The 19,763-nt window shown below is 71.6% G+C and carries 15 protein-coding genes; 8 read left to right on the plus strand and 7 right to left on the minus strand.

Annotation, left to right across the window (positions count from 1 at the left end):
* Positions 1–10: 10 nt before the first annotated feature.
* Both mca and OG917_RS22060 read left to right on the plus strand, forming a co-directional pair.
* Positions 11–892 (plus strand): mycothiol conjugate amidase Mca, encoded by an 882-nt coding sequence (gene mca / locus OG917_RS22055; RefSeq protein ID WP_328319328.1) that lies wholly within the window; start codon positions 11–13, stop codon positions 890–892.
* Positions 893–894: 2 nt separating this feature from the next.
* On the plus strand, positions 895–1,122 hold the full coding sequence (locus OG917_RS22060; RefSeq protein ID WP_328319329.1) for a hypothetical protein: 228 nt from the start codon (positions 895–897) through the stop codon (positions 1,120–1,122).
* A 178-nt stretch (positions 1,123–1,300) separates the two neighbouring features.
* On the opposite strand, the gene OG917_RS22065 is transcribed toward OG917_RS22060, so the two are convergent.
* Together OG917_RS22065 and OG917_RS22070 are read right to left on the minus strand one after the other, a co-directional pair.
* The gene (locus OG917_RS22065) at positions 1,301–4,510 is read right to left on the minus strand and encodes a tetratricopeptide repeat protein (RefSeq protein WP_328319330.1); all 3,210 of its coding nucleotides are present in this window, start codon (positions 4,508–4,510) and stop codon (positions 1,301–1,303) included.
* Positions 4,511–4,782: 272 nt separating this feature from the next.
* A complete protein-coding gene (locus OG917_RS22070; protein ID WP_328319331.1) occupies positions 4,783–5,349 on the minus strand; it encodes a Uma2 family endonuclease in 567 nt (188 codons plus the stop codon).
* A gap of 225 nt (positions 5,350–5,574) precedes the next feature.
* Between OG917_RS22070 and OG917_RS22075 the strand changes: the two genes are divergently transcribed.
* Positions 5,575–7,599, plus strand: coding sequence for a thioredoxin domain-containing protein (locus OG917_RS22075; protein ID WP_328319332.1), 2,025 nt, complete (start codon positions 5,575–5,577; stop codon positions 7,597–7,599).
* Positions 7,600–7,666: 67 nt separating this feature from the next.
* Here OG917_RS22075 and trhA read toward each other — a convergent pair whose 3' ends face one another.
* The gene (trhA, locus tag OG917_RS22080; RefSeq protein ID WP_328319333.1) at positions 7,667–8,335 is read right to left on the minus strand and encodes a PAQR family membrane homeostasis protein TrhA; all 669 of its coding nucleotides are present in this window, start codon (positions 8,333–8,335) and stop codon (positions 7,667–7,669) included.
* A gap of 230 nt (positions 8,336–8,565) precedes the next feature.
* Here trhA and OG917_RS22085 point away from each other — a divergent pair, with 230 nt between their 5' ends.
* Positions 8,566–10,398 carry a phosphoenolpyruvate carboxykinase (GTP) gene (locus tag OG917_RS22085; protein WP_328319334.1) on the plus strand — a complete coding sequence of 611 codons (1,833 nt, stop codon included), beginning with the start codon at positions 8,566–8,568 and terminating at the stop codon, positions 10,396–10,398.
* 354 nt (positions 10,399–10,752) lie between these two features.
* On the opposite strand, the gene OG917_RS22090 is transcribed toward OG917_RS22085, so the two are convergent.
* The 4 genes from OG917_RS22090 to OG917_RS22105 all read right to left on the minus strand — a co-directional run bounded on the left by OG917_RS22090 (position 10,753) and on the right by OG917_RS22105 (position 15,595).
* Complete coding sequence (locus OG917_RS22090) at positions 10,753–11,139, minus strand: SCO4983 family protein (protein ID WP_328319335.1); 387 nt, start codon at positions 11,137–11,139, stop codon at positions 10,753–10,755.
* Positions 11,140–11,277: 138 nt separating this feature from the next.
* Positions 11,278–12,489, minus strand: a complete 1,212-nt coding sequence (locus OG917_RS22095; protein WP_328319336.1) for a pyridoxal phosphate-dependent aminotransferase — start codon at positions 12,487–12,489, stop codon at positions 11,278–11,280.
* Positions 12,490–12,638: 149 nt separating this feature from the next.
* Positions 12,639–14,243, minus strand: coding sequence for an N-acyl-D-amino-acid deacylase family protein (locus tag OG917_RS22100; protein ID WP_328319337.1), 1,605 nt, complete (start codon positions 14,241–14,243; stop codon positions 12,639–12,641).
* A 56-nt stretch (positions 14,244–14,299) separates the two neighbouring features.
* Positions 14,300–15,595, minus strand: coding sequence for an amino acid deaminase (locus OG917_RS22105; protein WP_328319338.1), 1,296 nt, complete (start codon positions 15,593–15,595; stop codon positions 14,300–14,302).
* A 134-nt stretch (positions 15,596–15,729) separates the two neighbouring features.
* Here OG917_RS22105 and OG917_RS22110 point away from each other — a divergent pair, with 134 nt between their 5' ends.
* The 4 genes from OG917_RS22110 (at position 15,730) to OG917_RS22125 (ending at position 19,603) form a co-directional block, all read left to right on the plus strand.
* A complete protein-coding gene (locus tag OG917_RS22110) occupies positions 15,730–16,797 on the plus strand; it encodes a sugar kinase (protein WP_328319339.1) in 1,068 nt (355 codons plus the stop codon).
* A complete protein-coding gene (locus tag OG917_RS22115; RefSeq protein ID WP_328319340.1) occupies positions 16,794–17,588 on the plus strand; it encodes an IclR family transcriptional regulator in 795 nt (264 codons plus the stop codon). Before OG917_RS22110 ends, OG917_RS22115 begins: the two co-directional genes overlap by 4 nt.
* Complete coding sequence (locus OG917_RS22120) at positions 17,585–17,995, plus strand: RidA family protein (protein WP_266853723.1); 411 nt, start codon at positions 17,585–17,587, stop codon at positions 17,993–17,995. Before OG917_RS22115 ends, OG917_RS22120 begins: the two co-directional genes overlap by 4 nt.
* Positions 17,996–18,133: 138 nt before the next feature.
* Entirely contained in the window at positions 18,134–19,603 is a 1,470-nt protein-coding gene (locus OG917_RS22125) for a GntP family permease (protein WP_328319341.1), read from the plus strand.
* The last annotated feature ends 160 nt before the right edge of the window (positions 19,604–19,763 follow it).

Genomic DNA, 19,763 nt, shown 5'->3' on the forward strand with positions numbered 1-19,763 from the left:
GGATCCTGTCTTGACTGAGCAGCTTCGCCTGATGGCCGTCCACGCCCACCCCGACGACGAGTCGAGCAAGGGTGCGGCGACCATGGCCAAGTACGTGTCCGAGGGGGTGGACGTGCTGGTCGTGACCTGCACCGGAGGCGAGCGCGGCTCCATCCTCAATCCCAAACTCCAGGGTGACGCCTACATCGAGGAGAACATTCACGAGGTCCGCAAGCGGGAGATGGACGAGGCCCGCGAGATCCTCGGGGTCGGCCAGGCCTGGCTGGGCTTCGTCGACTCGGGCCTGCCCGAGGGCGACCCGCTGCCCCCGCTGCCCGAAGGCTGCTTCGCGCTGGAGGATGTCGACGTGGCCGCCGGGCGGCTCGTCCGGCTGATCCGGGAGTTCCGGCCGCAGGTCATCACCACGTACGACGAGAACGGCGGCTACCCGCACCCCGACCACATCATGACCCACCAGATCTCGATGGTGGCGTTCGAGGCGGCAGCGGACACCGAGAAGTTCCCCGAGGCCGAGTTCGGGCCCGCCTTCCAGCCGCAGAAGCTCTACTACAACCAGGGCTTCAACAAGCCGCGCACCGTTGCCCTGCACGAGGCGCTGCTGGCCCGCGGCCTGGAGTCCCCGTACGGGGAGTGGCTGGAGCGCTGGAAGACGTTCCAGCGTGCCGAGCGCACCCTCACCACGCACGTTCCCTGCGCGGACTTCTTCGAGATCCGGGACAGGGCGCTGATCGCGCACGCCACCCAGATCGACCCCGACGGCGGCTGGTTCCACGTCCCGATGAAGATCCAGCAGGAGGTCTGGCCGACGGAGGAGTACGAGCTCGCGAAGTCCCTCGTGCCGACATCCCTCCCCGAGGACGACCTCTTTGCGGGCATCCGGGACAATGCCTAGTTATGAGCGCTAGCCAGGCATTGACGCACCTCGTCCCTCTGGCCGAGGTCGACGACAACAAGGTGACTCCCGGGCTTCTCGGCTTCATCGTCTTCGCGGCCCTGGCCGTGGGGGTGTGGCTGCTGATGAAGTCGATGAGCCGGCACATGGGCAGGGTGGCCTTCAAGGAGGCCCCGGACCCGCAGGCGGAGCCGGTACGGACCACGGGCACCGAGGGCAAGCAGGGCTGAGGCCGCCCGGGGCCCGCCCCGGCGGCCTTCACCCCTGCCCGCCCGGGCAACCCAGGACCGGCCCTCTCCGGGACCGGCCCCGAACGCCGGACAGGCCGCGACGGCGCCTGTCCGGCGATCGCGCGCGCGTACGGCCGGAGCACGCTCCTGCCGCCCGCCGCCGCGCCGCCCTGGCGTACTACCGCAGGGACGCCGTCACCGGCACGCCCATGATCTCGCGGGCGCTCCGGCCCGGCACCATGCCGAGCAGCCACGCCTGCCAGCCGTCGTCCAGTGACACACCCCGCTCCAGGACCAGGGCGTACGCCTGCGCACAGTCGGCCAGGCCCGGGTCGCGGGCCGGGTGCCCCGCGCGCATCAGCCGGGACAGCTCCTCCGCCGCCACCGCGGTCCCCACCTCGGAACCGCCGGGCGACGCGTACGGCAGCAGCGTGCAGCGCAGGAACCCGGCCCAGTCGCCGCCGCGCGCGTCGCCGTAGCCCGCGAAGAGCTCCGCCGCCTCGTCGCAGAGCCCCAGCGCCTGGGCCGCGCGGCCATTGCCCGCGTCGATCAGGGCCAGCTCAAGACAGGACCACGCCTCGCCGTGCGCCACACCGATCCGGCGGTAGTCCGCCCGCGCGTCGACCAGCAGCTGACGGGCGAAGCCGCTGTTGCGGAGGTTGCCGGTCTGCGCCGCGCGCTGGTCACGGGTGACCCGGCCCGAGTGGTGACGGGCGCAGGCGAGGCCGTACACGTCCCGCATCCGCGAGAACATCGTCCGGGCCCGCTCCAGCTCCCGTACCGCCTCGTCACGGTCGCCACGCTCCTCCAGGGCCTGCCCCAGGTAGTAGAGCGTCCACGCCTCGCCCCGCGCGTCCTCGTTGTCCCGGTGGCGGGTGAGCGCCTGGCGCAGCTGGTCCACCGCCACCGGCACGTCACCGTCGACCAGCCTGGCCCGCGCGAGCTGGGTCATCGCCCAGGCCTCGCCCCGCCCGTCCCTGGTCCGCCCGTACGCGTCGAGCGCCGTCCGCAGTTCCTCGTCCGCCCGCACCACATCACCCAGCAGCAGACAGAGCTGGCCCAGCTGGAAGTGCGTCCACGCCTCACCGTGCAGCGAGTCGCTCTCCTGGTGCAGGGTGAGCGCCGTCGAGAGCAGCGTCAGCGCCTCCGGCAGATTCGCCCGGTCCCGCTCCACCGCCGCCAGCGCGTGCAGCGACCAGGCCCGGTCCGCAGCAAGCTCCGGCGCCGACTGCAGCGCGGCGGCCTCCCGCAGCCGCGCCGCCGCCTCGGTCAGATTGCCCTGGTGGTGCAGGGTGATACCGAGTGAGCAGAGCGCCAGCGCCTCACCCGCGCTCTGCTGTGCCTCGTGGTAGAGGTCGACGACCGATGTGAGGGTCGTCCGCGCCTTGTCGAGTTCACCGAGCTGGCGGGCCGCGATCCCGGTACGCCACTGCACGGACCTTGCGAGCAGCCCCTGCCCCACCGCCTGCGACAACTCGCTGATCTCACCCAGCCGGTAGAGGTCGCCCCGCAGCAGGCAGTAGTCACAGAGCGCACCCAGCAGATGCAGCACCACGTCCTGGTCCACACCCTCCGCCTGACGCAGCGCGGAGGTGATGAAGCTCGACTCCTCGTCCAGCCAGCGCAGCGCCGCGTCCAGCGACGGGAATCCGTGCGGGCCGAACTGCCCGGCCCGGGTGGACAGTTTGCCGTCCACCAGCCGGATCACGGCGTCCGCGAGCTCCGCGTAGCTCTGGATCAGCCGCTCCTGAGCCGCCGTGCGCTCCTGCGGCTGCTCCTCGTCCTCCAGCCTGGCCTGCGCGAACGCCCGTACCGTGTCGTGCAGCCGGTAGCGGCTGCCGCGCACGTGGTCGATCAGGCCGGCCCGCGACAGCAGGGTCAGCAGCCGCCGCGCCTCCTGATCGCCGGCGCCCAGCAGCGCCGCTGCTGCGGCGGCGCCCAGACTGGCGCGCCCGGCCAGCGCCAGCCGCCGCAGCAGCCGCCGGGCCTGCTCCGGCTGGTCGCTGTAGCGCAGCGCCAGGGCGCGCTGGACCGGGTCGAGCTGCTCGTACGCGCCGAGGTGCGCCGCGAGTTCACGCGTCGAGCGCCGGCCGAGCGAGGAGCCGGCCACCCGCAGCGCGAGCGGGAGCCCGCCGCACAACTCGGCGACCCGGTCGGTCGATTCCGCGTCGTACGGGCTCTCCGGCTCCTCGGCGGTCTCCCGCAGCAACTCCTCCGCACCCGCCGCGTCCAGCGCCTCCACGGGCAGCTGGTGCACCCAGGCGCGCAGATCGGCCGGCAGGTCGAGCGGGGCACCCGAGGTCACCACCACCAGGCTGTCCGAGCGCTCCGGTACGAGCGCTCGCACCTGCGCGGGATCCGACGCGTCGTCCAGTACGACGGTCACGGCAAGCCCACTCAGATGCTGCTGATACAGCTCGCTCAGTCGCTTCAACTGCTGTTCGGGGGAAGAGCGTTCACGGAAGAGCAGCTGGTCGCGCGGCGCACCGAGCCGGTTCAGCAGATGGAGCAGCGCGTCCCTGGTCGGCAGGGGCGGCTCGTCCCGGGTCGCGCCGCGCAGATCGACCACGCACGCGCCGCGGAACTGGTCCCTGAGCTGATGCGCCGCCCGTACGGCGAGCGTGGTGCGGCCCGAACCGGGGGCGCCGTGCAGCACCACGACTGTCGGACGGGTCTCGGTGGAGGCACGGGCCGCGTGCACCCACTGGGCGATCTGCGCCATCTCCTGACGCCGTCCCGCGAACGGCCCGTCCGGCTGGGGCAGCTGGCCGAACGACTGGTCGAGGGTGGAGCGCCTGCGCGCGGCAGCGCTCTTGTCGGCGCCCCGCAGCTGCGGCGGCACCGGGCTCTTCGTCTTCTTCTGCGGCACGGCGAGCATCCGCTGCTGGTCCAGGTACGGACGGATGCCACGCACCTCCAGGGCCGTCAGCCACTGGAGACGCAGCTGCTCGGTCCCGCCCGGCTGCCCCTGGGCCCCGGCTCTGCGGTGCGCGGCGGGCCAGTGCGCCGCGGTCACCCGGGCGACGGTGGTGGCGGCCCCGGCGACGGCGACGACCACACCCGTGCCGACCGCGGTGGAGCCGCCCGCCCCGAGGGCGAGGTCGGCGCCGCACGCGGCGATGGCGGCAACCACCGTGACCAGCGCGGGCGTTGCAAGGGACGCGCGGTTGAAGTGCGCGGAGAGCGGATGCTGCTCGGCCTGCGCCGCGTCGAGTGCGCGGGTGTAGGCGGTGTACTCGTCGGCGGCGCTCGCGGCCAGCGAATCGAGCGCCCCGCGTCCGCGCGCGAGCAGCGTCCCCGCATCGGCCCGGCCGCCCGCCGTGCGCACCTCTTCCTCCACGGCGCGCACCAACAGCCGCTCTGCCTCAGCCCGATGGCCGTCCCGCATGTGCATTCCCCCTCCGGGATACTCCGTTCGGAAGGCAAGTGTCCTGCGCGGGGCGGCCGAAGGCGAGCTCGGTGGACTTCCCCGTCTTCACTGCGCCGCCGGACGGCCCCCGGACCGATGGCGGCGGAGAAGGGCGCTGCGGCCTCGATCGCGCCGGTGAACACCTCGCCCACCCGGCACACTGCTCATCGGACCAGGAGTCGTACTGCTCCGCGCTGAGCCGCGTGATCGGCGCAGCCGACGAGGGGTTGCAGCTCCGGTCCGGATGGCCGTCAGACGGATCCCAGGTCCACGGTGGCGGAGAAGGGCGCAGCGGCCTTGATCACGCCGGTGAACACCTCGCCTTCCCGGTAAGCCCTGGTGGCAGGGTCGAGAACGTAGGTGTAGACGATCGGAACGCCGGTGGCGGCCTGTTCGATGCGCCAGTAGAAGGAGATCCCGGCTCTGGCGTACTGGTCCACCTTCACGATCCGGTCGGTGGTTTCCGAGCCCGGCGAAACGACCTCGACCACCAGGAGAACGTGCTCTGGACGGGTGGGTGTGAGGTCGATGGTGTCGGCCCGGTACACAGTGACGTCCGGACGCCGGTTGGTGAGAGGCACGTCCTGCAGGCGTACGTCGAAGTCCGTGTCGGCGTTCCAGTCCGGGCCGGCGGCGGTATCCAGGGCATTGGCCAGGATCCGCGCCAGCCGGTTGCGCCGCTTCGAGGCGCTCGGGCTCACGACGACCATCCCGTCCACGATCTCGATGCCGGCACACTGCTCATCGGACCAGGAGTCGTACTGCTCCGCGCTGATCTGCGTATGCATCCACGCGGGCGCCACCTTCTCGGCGGTCATGGTGTACCTCCTTCGCGAAGCCTCGGCAGTACCGGCGCTGCAGTGCTCAGCCTACTGTTCCGAGGTGCCGGGCCGCCCGACTCGGGGGACGCCGGGACGAGTCCGACGCCGACTCCGAGGGGGAGGAGCCGGCCGCGTGACGGCTCACCCGTGCAACGCAGCGGGGCGGGACGGGCTCGTGAGGGTTTCGCCGGTCACGCCAGGCGCTGTGAGAGGCTGGGGTGTATGAACCGGTTGGCTGGTGTGACCTCGCCTTATCTGCTTCAGCACGCTGATAATCCGGTCGACTGGTGGCCCTGGGGGCCGGAGGCATTCGAGGAAGCGCGGCGCCGCGACGTGCCCGTCCTGCTGTCGGTCGGCTATTCCGCGTGCCACTGGTGCCATGTCATGGCGCACGAGTCCTTCGAGGACGAGCCGACCGCGGCCTACCTCAACGAGCACTTCGTCCCGGTCAAGGTCGACCGGGAGGAGCGTCCGGACATCGACGCCGTCTACATGGAGGCCGTCCAGGCCGCCACCGGGCAGGGCGGCTGGCCCATGACCGTGTTCCTCGACGCCGCTGCCCGGCCCTTCTACTTCGGTACGTACTTCCCGCCCGAGCCCCGGCACGGCATGCCCTCCTTCCCGCAGGTGCTCGAAGGGGTCACGGCCGCCTGGACCGACCGGCGCGGTGAGGTGGACGAGGTCGCCGCCAAGGTGGTGGACGATCTGGCGGGCCGCTCCCTCGCCCAGGAGCAGGCCGGGCCGCCCGGTGCGGAGGACCTCGCGCGGGCCCTGCTCGCGCTGACCCGTGAGTTCGACGCGAAGAACGCCGGGTTCGGCGGTGCGCCCAAGTTCCCGCCGTCCATGGCCATCGAGTTCCTGCTGCGCCACCACGCCCGTACCGGCTCGGACGGTGCGCTCCAGATGGCTGTCGACACCTGTGGGGCGATGGCACGGGGCGGGATGTACGACCAGCTCGGCGGCGGGTTCGCGCGTTACTCCGTGGACCGCGAGTGGGTCGTTCCGCACTTCGAGAAGATGCTCTATGACAACGCCCTGCTCTGCCGGGTGTACGCGCGGCTCTGGCGGGCCACCGGGTCGGATCTGGCACGCCGGGTGGCCCTGGAGACCGCCGACTTCATCGCCGGTGAACTGCGCACCCCCGAGGGCGGGTTCGCCTCGGCGCTGGACGCCGACAGCGATGACGGGCACGGCCGGCACGTCGAGGGTGCCTACTACGTCTGGACCCCGGCCCAGCTGCGTGAGGTGCTGGGCGATGAGGACGGCGAGCGGGCGGCGCGGCTGTACGGGGTGACCGAGGAGGGCACGTTCGAGGAGGGCGCATCCGTCCTCCAGCTGCCGGGCGACGACGTCCCCGCCGGTCTGCGCGAGCGGCTGCTCACCGCGCGGAGCCTGCGGCCCCGGCCCGGCCGGGACGACAAGGTCGTCGCGGCGTGGAACGGCCTGGCCATCGCGGCCCTGGCCGAGACCGGCGCCTACTTCGACCGCCCCGACCTGGTCGAGCGCGCGACCGAGGCCGCCGATCTGCTGGTGCGGCTGCACATGGACGACGGCGCCCGGCTCTCCCGTACGTCCAGGGACGGCCGGGCCGGTGCCAGCTCGGGTGTCCTGGAGGACTACGCCGATGTCGCGGAGGGGTTCCTCGCGCTGGCCGGGGTCACCGGGGAAGGGGTCTGGCTGGAGTTCGCCGGGTTCCTGCTCGACCTCGTCCTGGACCAGTTCACCGGTGAGGACGGCACGCTCTACGACACCGCGCACGACGCCGAACCGCTGATCCGCCGCCCCCAGGACCCGACGGACACCGCGACGCCTTCGGGGTGGACCGCCGCTGCCGGAGCGCTGCTCTCGTACGCCGCGCACACCGGGTCCGAGGCCCATCGCACCGCCGCCGAACGGGCGCTCGGTGTGGTGAAGGCGCTCGGTCCGCGGGCGCCGCGCTTCATCGGCTGGGGGCTCGCGGTGGCGGAGGCGGCCATCGACGGGCCGCGTGAAGTGGCGGTCGTGGGACCCGCGGGCGACGCCGGTACGGCGGCCCTGCACCGCGCCGCGCTGCTGGCCGCCGCGCCGGGCGCCGTGGTCGCGGTGGGGGAGAGCGGCGGTGACGAGTTCCCGCTGCTGCGGGACCGGCCGCTGGTCGGCGGGCGCGCCGCCGCGTATGTCTGCCGGAACTTCACGTGCAGCGCGCCGACGACGGACCCGGCCGTCCTGGCAGGGCAGTTGGGCGGAGCGGAGCCGGACCTGTCCTGACCGGCAGCTGTGGCCGGGACCCGCCGCGGAGCGGGGCCCGGCCACAGCCGTGTCCGGATGCGGGCCGTCAGTAGGCGACCAGCGAGATCGCCACGTACTGCGCGATGAAAGCGGCCAGGGTCAGTGAGTGGAACACCTCGTGGAAGCCGAACCAGCGCGGTGACGGGTCGGGGCGCTTGAGCGCGTAGATCACGCCGCCCGCGCTGTAGAGCAGTCCGCCGACGATGACGCAGACGAGGACGGCCACGCCGCCCGCCCGCATGAAGTCGGGCAGGAAGAAGACCGCGGCCCAGCCCAGCGCGATGTAGCAGGGCGTGTAGAGCCAGCGTGGCGCGCCGACCCAGAAGACCCGGAAGGCGATCCCGGCGAGTGCTGCTCCCCAGACCGCCCAGAGCAGCGGGGCCGCGGTCGAGCCGGGCAGCAGGAGCAGCGTCAGCGGTGTGTAGGTGCCCGCGATGATCAGGAAGATGTTCGCGTGGTCGAGCCTGCGCAGCACGGCTTCGCCCGTGCGGCCCCAGGTGCCGCGGTGGTAGACGGCGCTCACTCCGAAGAGCATGCAGGCCGTGAGGATGTAGATCGCGCAGGCGACGCGGGCGCGGGTGGAGTCGGCGAGGGCGACGAGCGCCAGTCCCGCGACGAGCACGGCCGGGAACATGCCGGCGTGCAGCCAGCCGCGCAGCCGCGGTTTCACCGGCGTCGGATGGAGCGCGCTCGCTTCTGGGACGGCGGAAGTCATATGCCGATGCTACCTACGTACCCGTAGGTTCCGCGGTCCGCAGCGGGCCTGACCGGGGACGGCCGCCCGAGTGGCGACGCTCACGTGAGAGACCCCCTGGACAGATGGGCGGACAACGCGGATCATCAGATGAGTGCGAGCGGCACCGGATGAGCGGCTACGAAGCATCCGGGCCGTAGCCCCCAAGGGGCAAAACCCTCAAACCCTCACAAACGTGCATTGGAGCAATCGTGGCGCGCGACATCGCGGCTCCCGCTGTCCTCCCGACCCAGCACCAGGAACTGGTCTCGTGGGTGAACGAGATCGCCGAGCTGACCCAACCGGACAGTGTGGTCTGGTGTGACGGATCCGAAGCCGAGTACGAGCGCCTGTGCGGTGAGCTCGTGGCCAAGGGGACCTTCACGAAACTCGACCCGGTCAAGCGCCCGAACTCCTACTACGCCGCGTCCGACCCGTCGGACGTCGCGCGTGTCGAGGACCGTACGTTCATCTGCTCGGTCAAGGAGGAGGACGCGGGCCCGACGAACCGCTGGAAGGCGCCGGCGGAGATGCGTGAGATCTTCACGGGCTCCGGCGGCCAGGGCGGTGTCTTCCGCGGCTCGATGCGCGGCCGCACGATGTACGTGGTGCCGTTCTGCATGGGCCCGGTCGGCTCGCCGCTCTCCGCGATCGGTGTGGAGATCACCGACTCCGCGTACGTCGCCGTCTCGATGCGCACGATGACGCGCATGGGCCAGGACGTGCTGGACGAGCTCGGCTCCGACGGCTTCTTCGTGAAGGCCGTCCACACGCTGGGCGCCCCGCTCGCCGAAGGCGAGGCCGACGTCCCGTGGCCGTGCAACTCCACCAAGTACATCTCGCACTTCCCCGAGGACCGGGAGATCTGGTCGTACGGCTCCGGGTACGGCGGCAACGCCCTGCTCGGCAAGAAGTGCTACGCGCTGCGCATCGCATCGGTGATGGCGCGGGACGAGGGCTGGCTGGCCGAGCACATGCTCGTACTGAAGCTGACCCCGCCGCGCGGAGAGTCCAAGTACGTCGCGGCCGCATTCCCCTCTGCCTGCGGCAAGACCAACCTGGCGATGCTGGAGCCGACCATCTCCGGCTGGACCGTCGAGACCATCGGCGACGACATCGCCTGGATGCGCTTCGGCGAGGACGGCCAGCTGTATGCGATCAACCCGGAAGCCGGTTTCTTCGGTGTCGCGCCCGGCACGGGTGAGCGGACCAACGCCAATGCCATGAAGACGCTGTGGGGCAACTCCGTCTTCACCAACGTCGCGCTGACCGACGACGGCGACGTCTGGTGGGAGGGCATGACCGAGGAGACTCCCGCGCACCTCACGGACTGGAAGGGCAACGACTGGACGCCCGAGTCCGGTACCCCCGCCGCCCACCCCAACGCCCGCTTCACCACCCCGGCCGGGCAGTGCCCGATCATCGCACCCGAGTGGGAGGACCCCCGGGGCGTGCCGATCTCGGCGATCCTCTTCGGTGGCCGCCGCGCATCGGCGGTGCCGCTGGTCACCGAGTCCTTCGACTGGAACCACGGTGTCTTCCTCGGTGCGAACGTCGCGTCCGAGAAGACGGCTGCCGCCGAGGGCAAGGTCGGCGAGCTGCGCCGCGACCCCTTCGCCATGCTGCCGTTCTGTGGTTACAACATGGGCGACTACATGGGCCACTGGGTCAAGGTCGGTGCCGACAAGGACCCCGCGAAGCTCCCGAAGATCTACTACGTCAACTGGTTCCGCAAGAACGAGGCGGGCACGTTCGTCTGGCCCGGATTCGGCGAGAACAGCCGCGTCCTGAAGTGGATCGTCGAGCGCCTCGAAGGGACGGGCGAAGGCGTCGAGACGCCCATCGGCGTGCTGCCGGCCAAGGGTGCCCTGGACACCAAGGGACTTGACCTGCCCGAGGCCGACCTGGACTTCCTGCTGACGGTCGACAAGGAGGTCTGGCGCGAGGAGGCGGCGCTGATCCCCGAGCACCTCAACACGTTCGGCGACCACGCGCCGAAGGAGCTGTGGGACGAGTACCGGTCGCTGGTGAAGCGCCTGGGCTGATCCCCGGCGGCTCCCCCCCGGGAGCCGGACCGAAAGCCACGCGGCGGGTCCACCCGACATCCGCCCTGACCTGTGGGGTCATCCCGGCCCGCCGCGTACGGCCCGGCCCCCGGAACCAGATCTGGTTCCGGGGGCCGGGCTTTCTGCTGTCAGACCCTCGCGTTCCGGTCTGCGCGGATTCAAGGTGAGCATGCGGACGGCCCTGGGTCCTCGCGGACCGGACTCGCCCGGGTGATCAACGCCTGTCCGATCGCGGAACACCGAAGGCCTTGACCGCGTCCGTCGTCGCAAGGGCCCCCGGGAGGTGGGTGGCACCCGGTCCGCGCGCCTCCACGGCCCGCGAACCGGGGCCGATCAGTGGGCGCCGGCGAGGTGCCGTGCTGCCAGATGGGCGTCCATCCGCTCCGCCGAGAGGATCGCCGCCGCCGTGTCCGCGCGTGAGGCCGCCACCAGGAGGGCGCGGCCCGCGAGGTGGTGGGCCCGCTCGTGCAGGGCGTCCGGGGCGGCGTTGCTGAGGCCGGCGTGCCGGGTCGGCGGTGTGCCGCGCAACCGGGCGATCTGCGCCGCGATGCGGTCGCCCTCGGCCGCCAGGCCGAGCTCGTCCGTCACGGCGAGGAGCGCCGCCAGGTGACCCGCGAGCTGGATGTCCAGCTCCTCGTCGCGAGAGCGCCGGGGGTAGCCGCCCTCCGCGGACTCCTCGGCCATCGTGTGGACCGACTTGGTGCGGATCGGTTCGTACATGGGATGGCCTCCTCCTCGCGGGCAGGACTCCATCCTAGCGTCCTATATTAGATTCTGTCTAAAGTTGAGCCAGGTCGTGAGTGATGGCTGCTCACGCGGAGGCCGTCGCCGCGGGCGAGCGCGCCGCCCCCGCGCGGGTCACCGCTGCGTGTAGCCGTCCAGGAAGCTCCCGATCCGCGTCACCGCGTCCTCCAGCTCCTTCGTCGTGGGCAGGGTCACGATGCGGAAGTGGTCGGGCTCCGGCCAGTTGAAGCCGGTGCCGTGCACCACCATGATCTTCTCGGCGCGCAGCAGGTCGAGCACCATCCGGCGGTCGTCCTTCACCGGGTAGACCTTCGGGTCCAGGCGCGGGAAGAGATACAGCGCCCCCTTGGGCTTCACGCAGGTCACCCCGGGGATCTGCGTCAGCAGCTCGTACGCCGTGTCGCGCTGTTCCAGGATGCGCCCGCCCGGCAGCACCAGGTCCTCGATCGACTGCCGCCCGCCGAGCGCGGTGGCCACCGCGTGCTGTGAGGGCATATTGGCGCAGAGCCGCATGTTCGCCAGGATCGTCAGACCCTCGATGTACGAGGAGGCGTGCGCCTTCGGGCCGCACACGGCCATCCACCCGGAGCGGAACCCGGCCACCCGGTAGTTCTTGGAGAGGCCGTTGAAGGTCAGGACCATCACATCGGGGGCGATGGCGGCCGTCGGCGTGTGGGTCGCGCCGTCGTAGAGGATCCGGTCGTAGATCTCGTCCGAGCAGATGATCAGGGAGTGCCGGCGGGCGATGTCCGCGATGCCGCGCAGCAGCTCGTCGTCGTAGACCGCGCCCGTCGGGTTGTTCGGGTTGATGATCACGATCGCCTTGGTGCGGTCGGTGATCTTCCGCTCCATATCGGCGAGGTCCGGCATCCAGTCGGCCTGCTCGTCGCAGCGGTAGTGCACGGCGGTGCCGCCCGCCAGCGAGACCGAGGCGGTCCACAGCGGGTAGTCCGGGGCGGGTACGAGCACCTCGTCGCCGTCGTCGAGCAGCGCCTGCATCGACATCTGGATCAGCTCGGACACGCCGTTGCCGAGGTAGATGTCCTCCACGCCCAGCTCGATGCCCTTGGTCTGGTAGTGCTGCATCACCGCACGGCGCGCGGAGAGCAGCCCCTTGGCGTCGCCGTAGCCGTGTGCGTCACCGAGGTTGCGGAGCATGTCCTCCAGGATTTCCGGGGGGCACTCGAAACCGAAGGCGGCCGGATTGCCTGTGTTGAGCTTGAGAATGCGGTGACCTGCTGCTTCCAGCCGCATTGCCTCGTCGAGCACCGGGCCACGGATTTCGTAACAGACGTTGGCGAGCTTCGTTGACTGGGTCACCTGCATGTCCGCAACCTTACGGCGGCACAACCACGACGGCCTGGTGTTTTCCCCCACAGGGGGGAGGGCGGGCGGCAGCAGAGCGGCCCGTCCTGCCGGGGGAGTGCAGGACGGGCCGCGGCCGGTGGGGCGGGCCGGAGGCGGCCGGAGGTCCCTCAGGCCCGCCGGGGGGTGCGCCGGACGGAGCGGCCCGCGAGCACATCCGTGCGCCTGCCGTCCTCGATCACGAAACGGCCGTCGATCAGGACGTGCGGGATACCGGTGGGCAGGGTGCGAGGGTCCTCGAAGGTGGAACCGGCCGCGACCGTCTCCGGATCGAAGAGCACCAGGTCGGCGCGGTAGCCCTCACGGACGAGACCGCGGTCCGGCAGCCGCAGCCGGGCCGCCGGGCGCGAGGTGAGGTGCGCCACGCACTCCTCCAGCGACAGCACGCCCAGCTCCCGTACGTACCGGCCCAGATACTGCGGGAAGGTGCCGTACGCCCGCGGGTGCGGCTTGGTGCCCTGGAGGATTCCGTCGCTGCCGGAGGTGTGCACCCGGTGGCGCATGATCTGCCGGACGTTGTCCTCGTGCCCGACGTGCTGGAGGATCGTCGAACCGAGCCCGTCCTCGATCAGCAGCCGCCGCGCGGTCACCCACGGCTCCTCGCCGCGCTCGCGCGCACTCGCCGCGACCGTGCGGCCGACGTAGCCGCCGAGAGCGGGGTCGGACACTCCGGAGATCTCGATGGCGTCCCACTCGATGGGCACGCCGTGGCACCCGTCGGCGCCCTCGACCTCCATGACCTGGCGGATCTTCCGGGACGTCTCCTCGTCCCGCAGCCGCTCCATGATCGCGTCGGGTCCGCCCTCGCTCGCCCAGCTGGGGAGCATGGCGACGAGTGTCGTGCAGCCCGGCGTGTACGGGTAGGTGTCGAGAGAGATGTCCGCACCGTCGTCCAGTGCCCTGTCGAGGAGGGCCAGCAGCTCCGGTGCCTTCCCCTTGTTCACGCCGAAGTTCATCGTGGCGTGGGCGAGATGGAGCGCGCAGCCCGCCGCCCGGGTGAGGCCGACCATCTCCTGGTACGCCTGGAGCGCGCCCGCGCCGTAACTGCGGTGGTGCGGGCAGTAGTAGCCGCCGTACGAGGCCACCACCCGGCACAGTTCGGTGAGTTCCGCGTCGTCCGCGTACATCCCCGGCGTGTAGGTGAGCCCCGACGACATGCCGACGGCGCCCTGTTCCATGCCCTCGGCGACCAGTTGCTTCATCCGCTCGGTCTCGGCCGGGGTGGCCGGCCGGTCGTCCCAGCCCATCGCGTACATCCGCAGGGTGCCCTGCGGGATCAGATACGCCGCGTTCACCGCGATGCCCCGGTCGAGCCGGTCGAGATAGCCGCCGACGGTGCGCCAGTCGAAGTCGATGTCCGAACCGTCGCCGTTCCACCCGGTGATGGCCCGGCGGACCTCGGCGAGGGTGCGGTCGTCGACCGGTGCGTACGACAGGCCGTCCTGGCCGAGCACCTCCAGGGTCACGCCCTGGGCTGCCTTCGCCTCGTGGCCGGGGTCGCGCAGCAGCGCCAGGTCGGAGTGGGCGTGCATGTCGATGAAGCCGGGCGCGAGGGCGAGCCCGTCCGCCTCCACCACCCTTGTTGCGCCGGGCCGTTGGCCGGCCCCCTCGCGGACGATGGAGGTGATGCGGCCGCCGTCGACGGCGACGTCGGCGCGGTACGAGGCGTGCCCGCTGCCGTCCACCACCCTCACGCCGCGGATGACGAGATCCATGAGTCCTGCTCCCTTGCCCTGTTGCTCCGCTGCCCGGCTCGCTGCCCGGTGGCCGCTCAGAAGTACGTACGGATGTAGTCCGTCACGGTGCCGTCCGCCTCGACGAGCGGGATCAGCTGCCACTTGTCGAACGAGGTGCACGGGTGCGAGAGCCCGAGGCCGACCCAGTCGCCGACCTCCAGCCGCGCCTCTTCGGTGGTGCGCAGCCAGCCGTGCTGGTCGGAGAGGCCGGTGAGCGTGACGCCGGTGGCGGGGCGGACCTCGCCGGTGCGCGCGTCGCGGACGGCCTGCGCCTGCGGCAGGTCGATGTCGTACGCCGCGTCCCGCTTGCCCGCGTTGACGAACGCCTGCTCCGCGGTGGGCCGCGAGACGACCTGCGCCCAGAGCCGGAAGGCCGGCTGGAGCGCACCCTCGGACGGCACCCGGTTGAAGGGCGTCAGGTGCTTGTAGTGGCCGTCGTCGTGCGAGACGTAGGCGCCGGAGCGCAGCAGTTTCAGTACGGGGGAGGAGAGGGCGGGGACCTCGGCGAAGACATCGGCCACCGCGTCGAACCAGGCGCTGCCGCCCGCACTCAGCACGATCTCGTCGAGGCCCGCGAAGCGGCCCGCCCGGTCGAAGTCGGCGGCCAGCCGGACCAGCCGGCGAAGCCAGGCGCGGACCCGCTCGCCGTCGGCGTCGGGCACCTCGCCCTCGTATCCGGCGACGCCCACCAGGCGCAGCGTGTCCGTCGCGGCCACCGCGTCGGCGACGGCCGCGCACTGGGCCTCGGTCCGCACGCCGGTGCGGGCGCCGTCGCCCGCACCCAGCTCGACCACCACGTCGACCGGGCGGGCCGAGCCGCGCAGCGCCTCGTCCATGAGCTCGACACCGCGGACGGAGTCGACGTAACAGAGGAAGCGGAAGCCGGGGTCGGCGGCGAGTTCGGCGGCGATCCACCGCAGTGCGGGGGCGTCCACGATCTCGTTGGCGACGAAGATCCGCTGCACGCCGAAGGCGCGGGCGACCCGGACCTGGTGGGGTACGGCGAGGGTGATGCCCCACGCGCCGTGCTCGGCCTGCCGGTCGAAGAGCTGCGGGGCCATCGAGGTCTTGCCGTGCGGGGCGAAGGCGAGGCCGTGCCGTGTGGAGTACGTCTCCATGAGGGCGAGGTTGTGCTCGACCGACTCGGCCGAGAGCGCGAGTACGGGGGTGGTGAACCCGCCGGTGAAGAGGTTCCTGCGGTCGGCGGCCAGCGCGGCGACCGTCTGCCCCTCGGCGCCGGGCGGCAGCCCCTTGAAGCGGTGGTCCACCACTTCCGCACCGATGGTCTCGCGTGCGTCCGCCGCGCCCGTCGTACCTGCCGCGCCCGCCATGGAACCTCCCAGAGATTTCGCGTTGCATCATGTGCAACGCTCATTGCGCATATCGCTCACCGCTGTCTAACATCCGAGCCATCGCCGGGTCAACGAAGCCCCCGGCCGCCCACCACCGAGGAGCGAGACCGATCGTGACCGCGCAGCACCCCCCAGCGCCCCCAGTGGACGTCGTCTGTCTCGGCGAGTCCATGGTCACGTTCCTGCCCTCCCGGCCCGGCCGCCTCGCCGACGTCCCCTCCTTCGACCGCGGCATCGGCGGCGCCGAGTCCAATGTGGCGTGCGCGCTGGCCGCCGCAGGGCACTCCGCGCGCTGGATCAGCAGGGTCGGTGCCGACGGTTTCGGCGACCACCTGGCCGGTGCCGTCGCGGCGTACGGGGTCGACACCTCGGCCGTCCAGCGCGACCCGCACCGCCCCACCGGTGTCTACTTCCGTACCGCCGACGACCGTGACGCCGACCACCACGAGGTCGTCTACTACCGGGCCGGCTCCGCCGCGAGCGCGATGGCGCCCGGTGTGCTGGACCACGCGGCCCTCTGGTCCGGGCAGGTGCTCCACCTCTCCGGGATCACGGCTGCCCTCTCCCCTGGCTGCCTGGCCCTGATGCGCGAGCTGACCGCGCCCGCGCCGGGCCGCCCGCTGGTCTCCTTCGACGTCAACTTCCGCCCCGGGCTGTGGAGCGCTGCCGAAGGGGCCGGGCCGCGGGTGCTGCTGGAGCTGGCGCGCGGGGCTGACGTGGTCTTCGTCGGCGAGGACGAGGCGGAGGCGGCCTGGGGGGTCCAGGGCGCGGCCGCCATCCGGGCGGCGCTGCCGGAGCCGGCCGTACTGGTCGTGAAGCGGGGCTCCGCCGGGGCCACGGTCTTCGCCGGCCCCGAGGACGCCCTCGGAGCCGTCACCACCGTCCCGGCCCTGCGCGTCGACGTGGTGGCGCCGGTCGGCGCGGGCGACGCCTTCGCCGCCGGGTTTCTCTCCGGCACCCTCCGCGGCCTCCCGCTCCGGGACCGCGTACGGCACGGTCATCTGATGGCCGCCGCCGCCCTCACCGTCCACGGCGACCTGGCCGCCCCGCCCTCGCGGGCCCTGGCCGACCGCCTCGCCGCCCTCGACGACACCGCCTGGGGCACACTTCGGTTCGGCCCCGGCTGGACCGAGGACGTGTCCGATGCGACCGGCGCCGACGAGGAGGTATGTACGCCATGAGCCAGACCGTCGACCGCGCGCTGTCCATCCTGCCGCTGCTCGCCCGCGGGCCCGCCGACCTCGGCCAGGTCTCGGAGAGCCTCGGTGTCCACAAGTCGACCGCGCTGCGGCTGCTGCGTACCCTCCACGAGCACGGGCTCGTCTACCGCCAGCAGGACCAGCGCTACCGCCTGGGCACCCGGCTCTTCGCCCTCGCCCAGGAGGCCGTCGAGAACCTGGACGTGCGGGAGATCGCCCACCCGCATCTGGCCAGGCTCAACGAGGAGTGCGGGCACACCGTGCACCTCGCGGTGTACGAGGAGAACGAGGTCCTGTACATCGACAAGGTCGAGAGCCGTTACCCGGTCCGGATGTACTCGCGGATCGGCAGGCCCGTCGCGATCACCGTGGCGGCCGTCGCCAAACTGCTGCTCGCCGACCTCCCGGAGCCGGAGCGGCGCGCCGTCGCCGAGCGGCTCGACTACCCCACCTACACGGCCCGTTCGACACCGAACGCCGGCGCCTTCCTCAAGGAGCTGACCACGGTGCGCGAACAGGGCTGGGCCACCGACCTCGGTGGCCACGAGGAGTCCATCAACTGCGTCGGAGCCCCCATCCGGGGCGTGGACGGCCGTGTTGTCGCCGCCATGTCGATGTCGGCCCCCAACGTGGTCGTGACCGCAGAGGAACTCCTCACCCTGCTCCCGCTGGTGCGCCGCACGGCCGACGCCATCAGCGGCGAGTACGCGGGCACCGCACCACAGGCGAAGTCCGTCCCCCCGCACCACCCCCCGAAGGAAGCAAGGGCATGACCGAGAAGACCGCTCTCACCCCCGCAACCCACACCACGCCGCCCGCGAAGTTCTCGCACGGCGTCCGCAAGGGCAACATCCTCCAGGTCGCCGGCCAGGTCGGCTTCCTGCCGGCCGTCGAGGGCCAGGCGCCCACGCCGGCGGGCCCGACCCTGCGCGAGCAGACCCTCCAGACCTTCGCCAACGTCAAGGCGATCCTGGAGGAGGGCGGGGCGACCTGGGACGACGTGATGATGATGCGCGTCTACCTCACGGACGTCGCACACTTCGCCGAGCTGAACGAGATCTACAACGCGTACTTCGAGGAGCAGGGCCTCACCCAGCCCGCCTCGGCCCGTACGACGGTCTACGTCGGCCTGCCGCCCGGCCTGCTCATCGAGATCGACGCGCTCGCCGTACTCGGCTGAGACCGCCGTACCGCACCACGGCACGGCGCCCCTCCCCCCTCCCGGGGCGCCGTGCCGCGCTCCACCCTGCCCCGCCGCACCCCCGGGTGCCGATGTCCCCCTGCCCTGAAGTCCCCGAGGTAACAACGGAGTTCCCCCATGTACTTCGCCGCTGAGACACCCGCAGCGCCACCCCACACCGGCGGTCTCCTCGCCATCGTCGGGGGTACCACCGGTCTGCTGACCGTCGCCGTCCTGGGCATCGCCCTCCTGCTCTTCCTGATCATCAAGGTCAGGCTGCAACCGTTCGTCGCCCTGCTCGGCGTCTCCATAGCCGTCGGCCTCGGTGCCGGTCTCTCGGTCACCGAACTCTTCGGCACGGTCCAGAAGTCGTCGTCCGTCTCGATGATCGAGTCGGGCATGGGCGGCATCCTCGGGCACATCGCGATCATCATCGGCCTGGGCACGATGCTCGGATCGATCCTTGAGGTCTCGGGCGGCGCCGAGGTGCTGAGCTCCCGGCTGCTGAACCTCTTCGGCGAGAAGCGCGCCCCGCTCGCGATGGGGCTCACCGGCCTCATCTTCGGCATCCCGGTCTTCTTCGACGTCGGCATCTTCGTCCTCGCGCCGATCGTCTACGCGGCCGCCAAGCGGTCCGGCAAGTCCATCATCCTGTACGCGATGCCGCTGCTCGCGGGTCTCTCGATGACCCACGCGTTCCTGCCGCCGCACCCGGGCCCGGTCGCCGCCGCAGCCCTCTTCCACGTCTCGCTCGGCTGGATCATCGTGATCGGCGCGGCCTGCGGCATCCCCGCCGTGCTGGCGGCCTGGGTGTACGCCGCGTGGATCGGCAAGCGCCTGTTCGTGCCGGTGCCGCAGGACATGGTCGAGGCCGCCGAGGAGGCCAAGGCGGCGGTCACCGCCGAGCAGCAGGCGCAGGGCGTCAAGCCGCAGGAGAAGCCGGTCCCGCTGGGCACGGTCCTGGCGATCATCGGGACCCCGCTGGTCCTCATCCTGCTGGCGACGTTCTCCTCCATCGCGCTGGACCCCTCGACCCTCCGCTCGGTCCTGGAGTTCTTCGGGCACCCCTTCGTCGCCCTGACGATCGCGCTCTTCCTCTCGTACTACCTGCTGGGGATCCGGCGCGGCTGGTCGCGCAAGTCCCTGGAGGCCGTCTCGACCGCCTCGCTCAAGCCGGTCGGCAACATCCTCCTCGTGGTGGGCGCCGGCGGTATCTTCGGCGCGGTCCTCAGCGGCAGCGGTATCGCGGGCGCGCTGGCCAAGACCTTCAACGACGTGGGTCTGCCGGTCATCGTGCTCGCCTACCTGATATCGCTGGTGCTGCGGGTGGCCCAGGGCAGCGCGACCGTGGCGATCGTGACCACGGCGGGCATCGTCCTGCCGCTGGTCGACGGTCAGCACCTGTCGCAGCCCCACCTCGCGCTGATCATCATGGCCATCTCGGCCGGTTCGATCTTCGCGTCGCATGTGAACGACGGCGGCTTCTGGATGGTCTCCAAGTACTTCGGCATCTCGGAACGGGACACGCTGAAGTCCTGGACGGTGCTGGAATCCGTCCTGTCGGTCGCGGGCTTCGTGGTCGCGGCGCTGCTCAGCCTGGTGATCTAGGGCTGCGGTTTCCGAAGACCGGGGGGCGGGGCCTGCGGGCCCCGCCCCCCGGTCGCGGTGCGTACGGGGCGGCACCGGGCGCCGCCGGATACGGCGCGCCGGCAGGACCTGAACTCCGCGAGGCCCGGGAGACTCCGCGAGGCCCCGGACGGGCAGGACA

Origin of the sequence: Streptomyces sp. NBC_00388, assembly GCF_036061255.1 — a bacterium.
GTDB lineage: Bacteria > Actinomycetota > Actinomycetes > Streptomycetales > Streptomycetaceae > Streptomyces.

Coding starts and splice junctions, on each gene's coding strand:
- OG917_RS22075 (WP_328319332.1), top strand. CDS start 5,575: ATGAACCGGTTGGCTGGTGTGACCTCGCCTTATCTGCTTCAGCACGCT.
- OG917_RS22105 (WP_328319338.1), bottom strand. CDS start 15,595: ATGGCGGGCGCGGCAGGTACGACGGGCGCGGCGGACGCACGCGAGACC.
- trhA (WP_328319333.1), bottom strand. CDS start 8,335: ATGACTTCCGCCGTCCCAGAAGCGAGCGCGCTCCATCCGACGCCGGTG.
- OG917_RS22120 (WP_266853723.1), top strand. CDS start 17,585: ATGACCGAGAAGACCGCTCTCACCCCCGCAACCCACACCACGCCGCCC.
- OG917_RS22115 (WP_328319340.1), top strand. CDS start 16,794: ATGAGCCAGACCGTCGACCGCGCGCTGTCCATCCTGCCGCTGCTCGCC.
- OG917_RS22065 (WP_328319330.1), bottom strand. CDS start 4,510: ATGCGGGACGGCCATCGGGCTGAGGCAGAGCGGCTGTTGGTGCGCGCC.
- OG917_RS22100 (WP_328319337.1), bottom strand. CDS start 14,243: ATGGATCTCGTCATCCGCGGCGTGAGGGTGGTGGACGGCAGCGGGCAC.
- OG917_RS22060 (WP_328319329.1), top strand. CDS start 895: ATGAGCGCTAGCCAGGCATTGACGCACCTCGTCCCTCTGGCCGAGGTC.
- OG917_RS22070 (WP_328319331.1), bottom strand. CDS start 5,349: ATGACCGCCGAGAAGGTGGCGCCCGCGTGGATGCATACGCAGATCAGC.
- OG917_RS22125 (WP_328319341.1), top strand. CDS start 18,134: ATGTACTTCGCCGCTGAGACACCCGCAGCGCCACCCCACACCGGCGGT.
- OG917_RS22090 (WP_328319335.1), bottom strand. CDS start 11,139: ATGTACGAACCGATCCGCACCAAGTCGGTCCACACGATGGCCGAGGAG.
- OG917_RS22095 (WP_328319336.1), bottom strand. CDS start 12,489: ATGCAGGTGACCCAGTCAACGAAGCTCGCCAACGTCTGTTACGAAATC.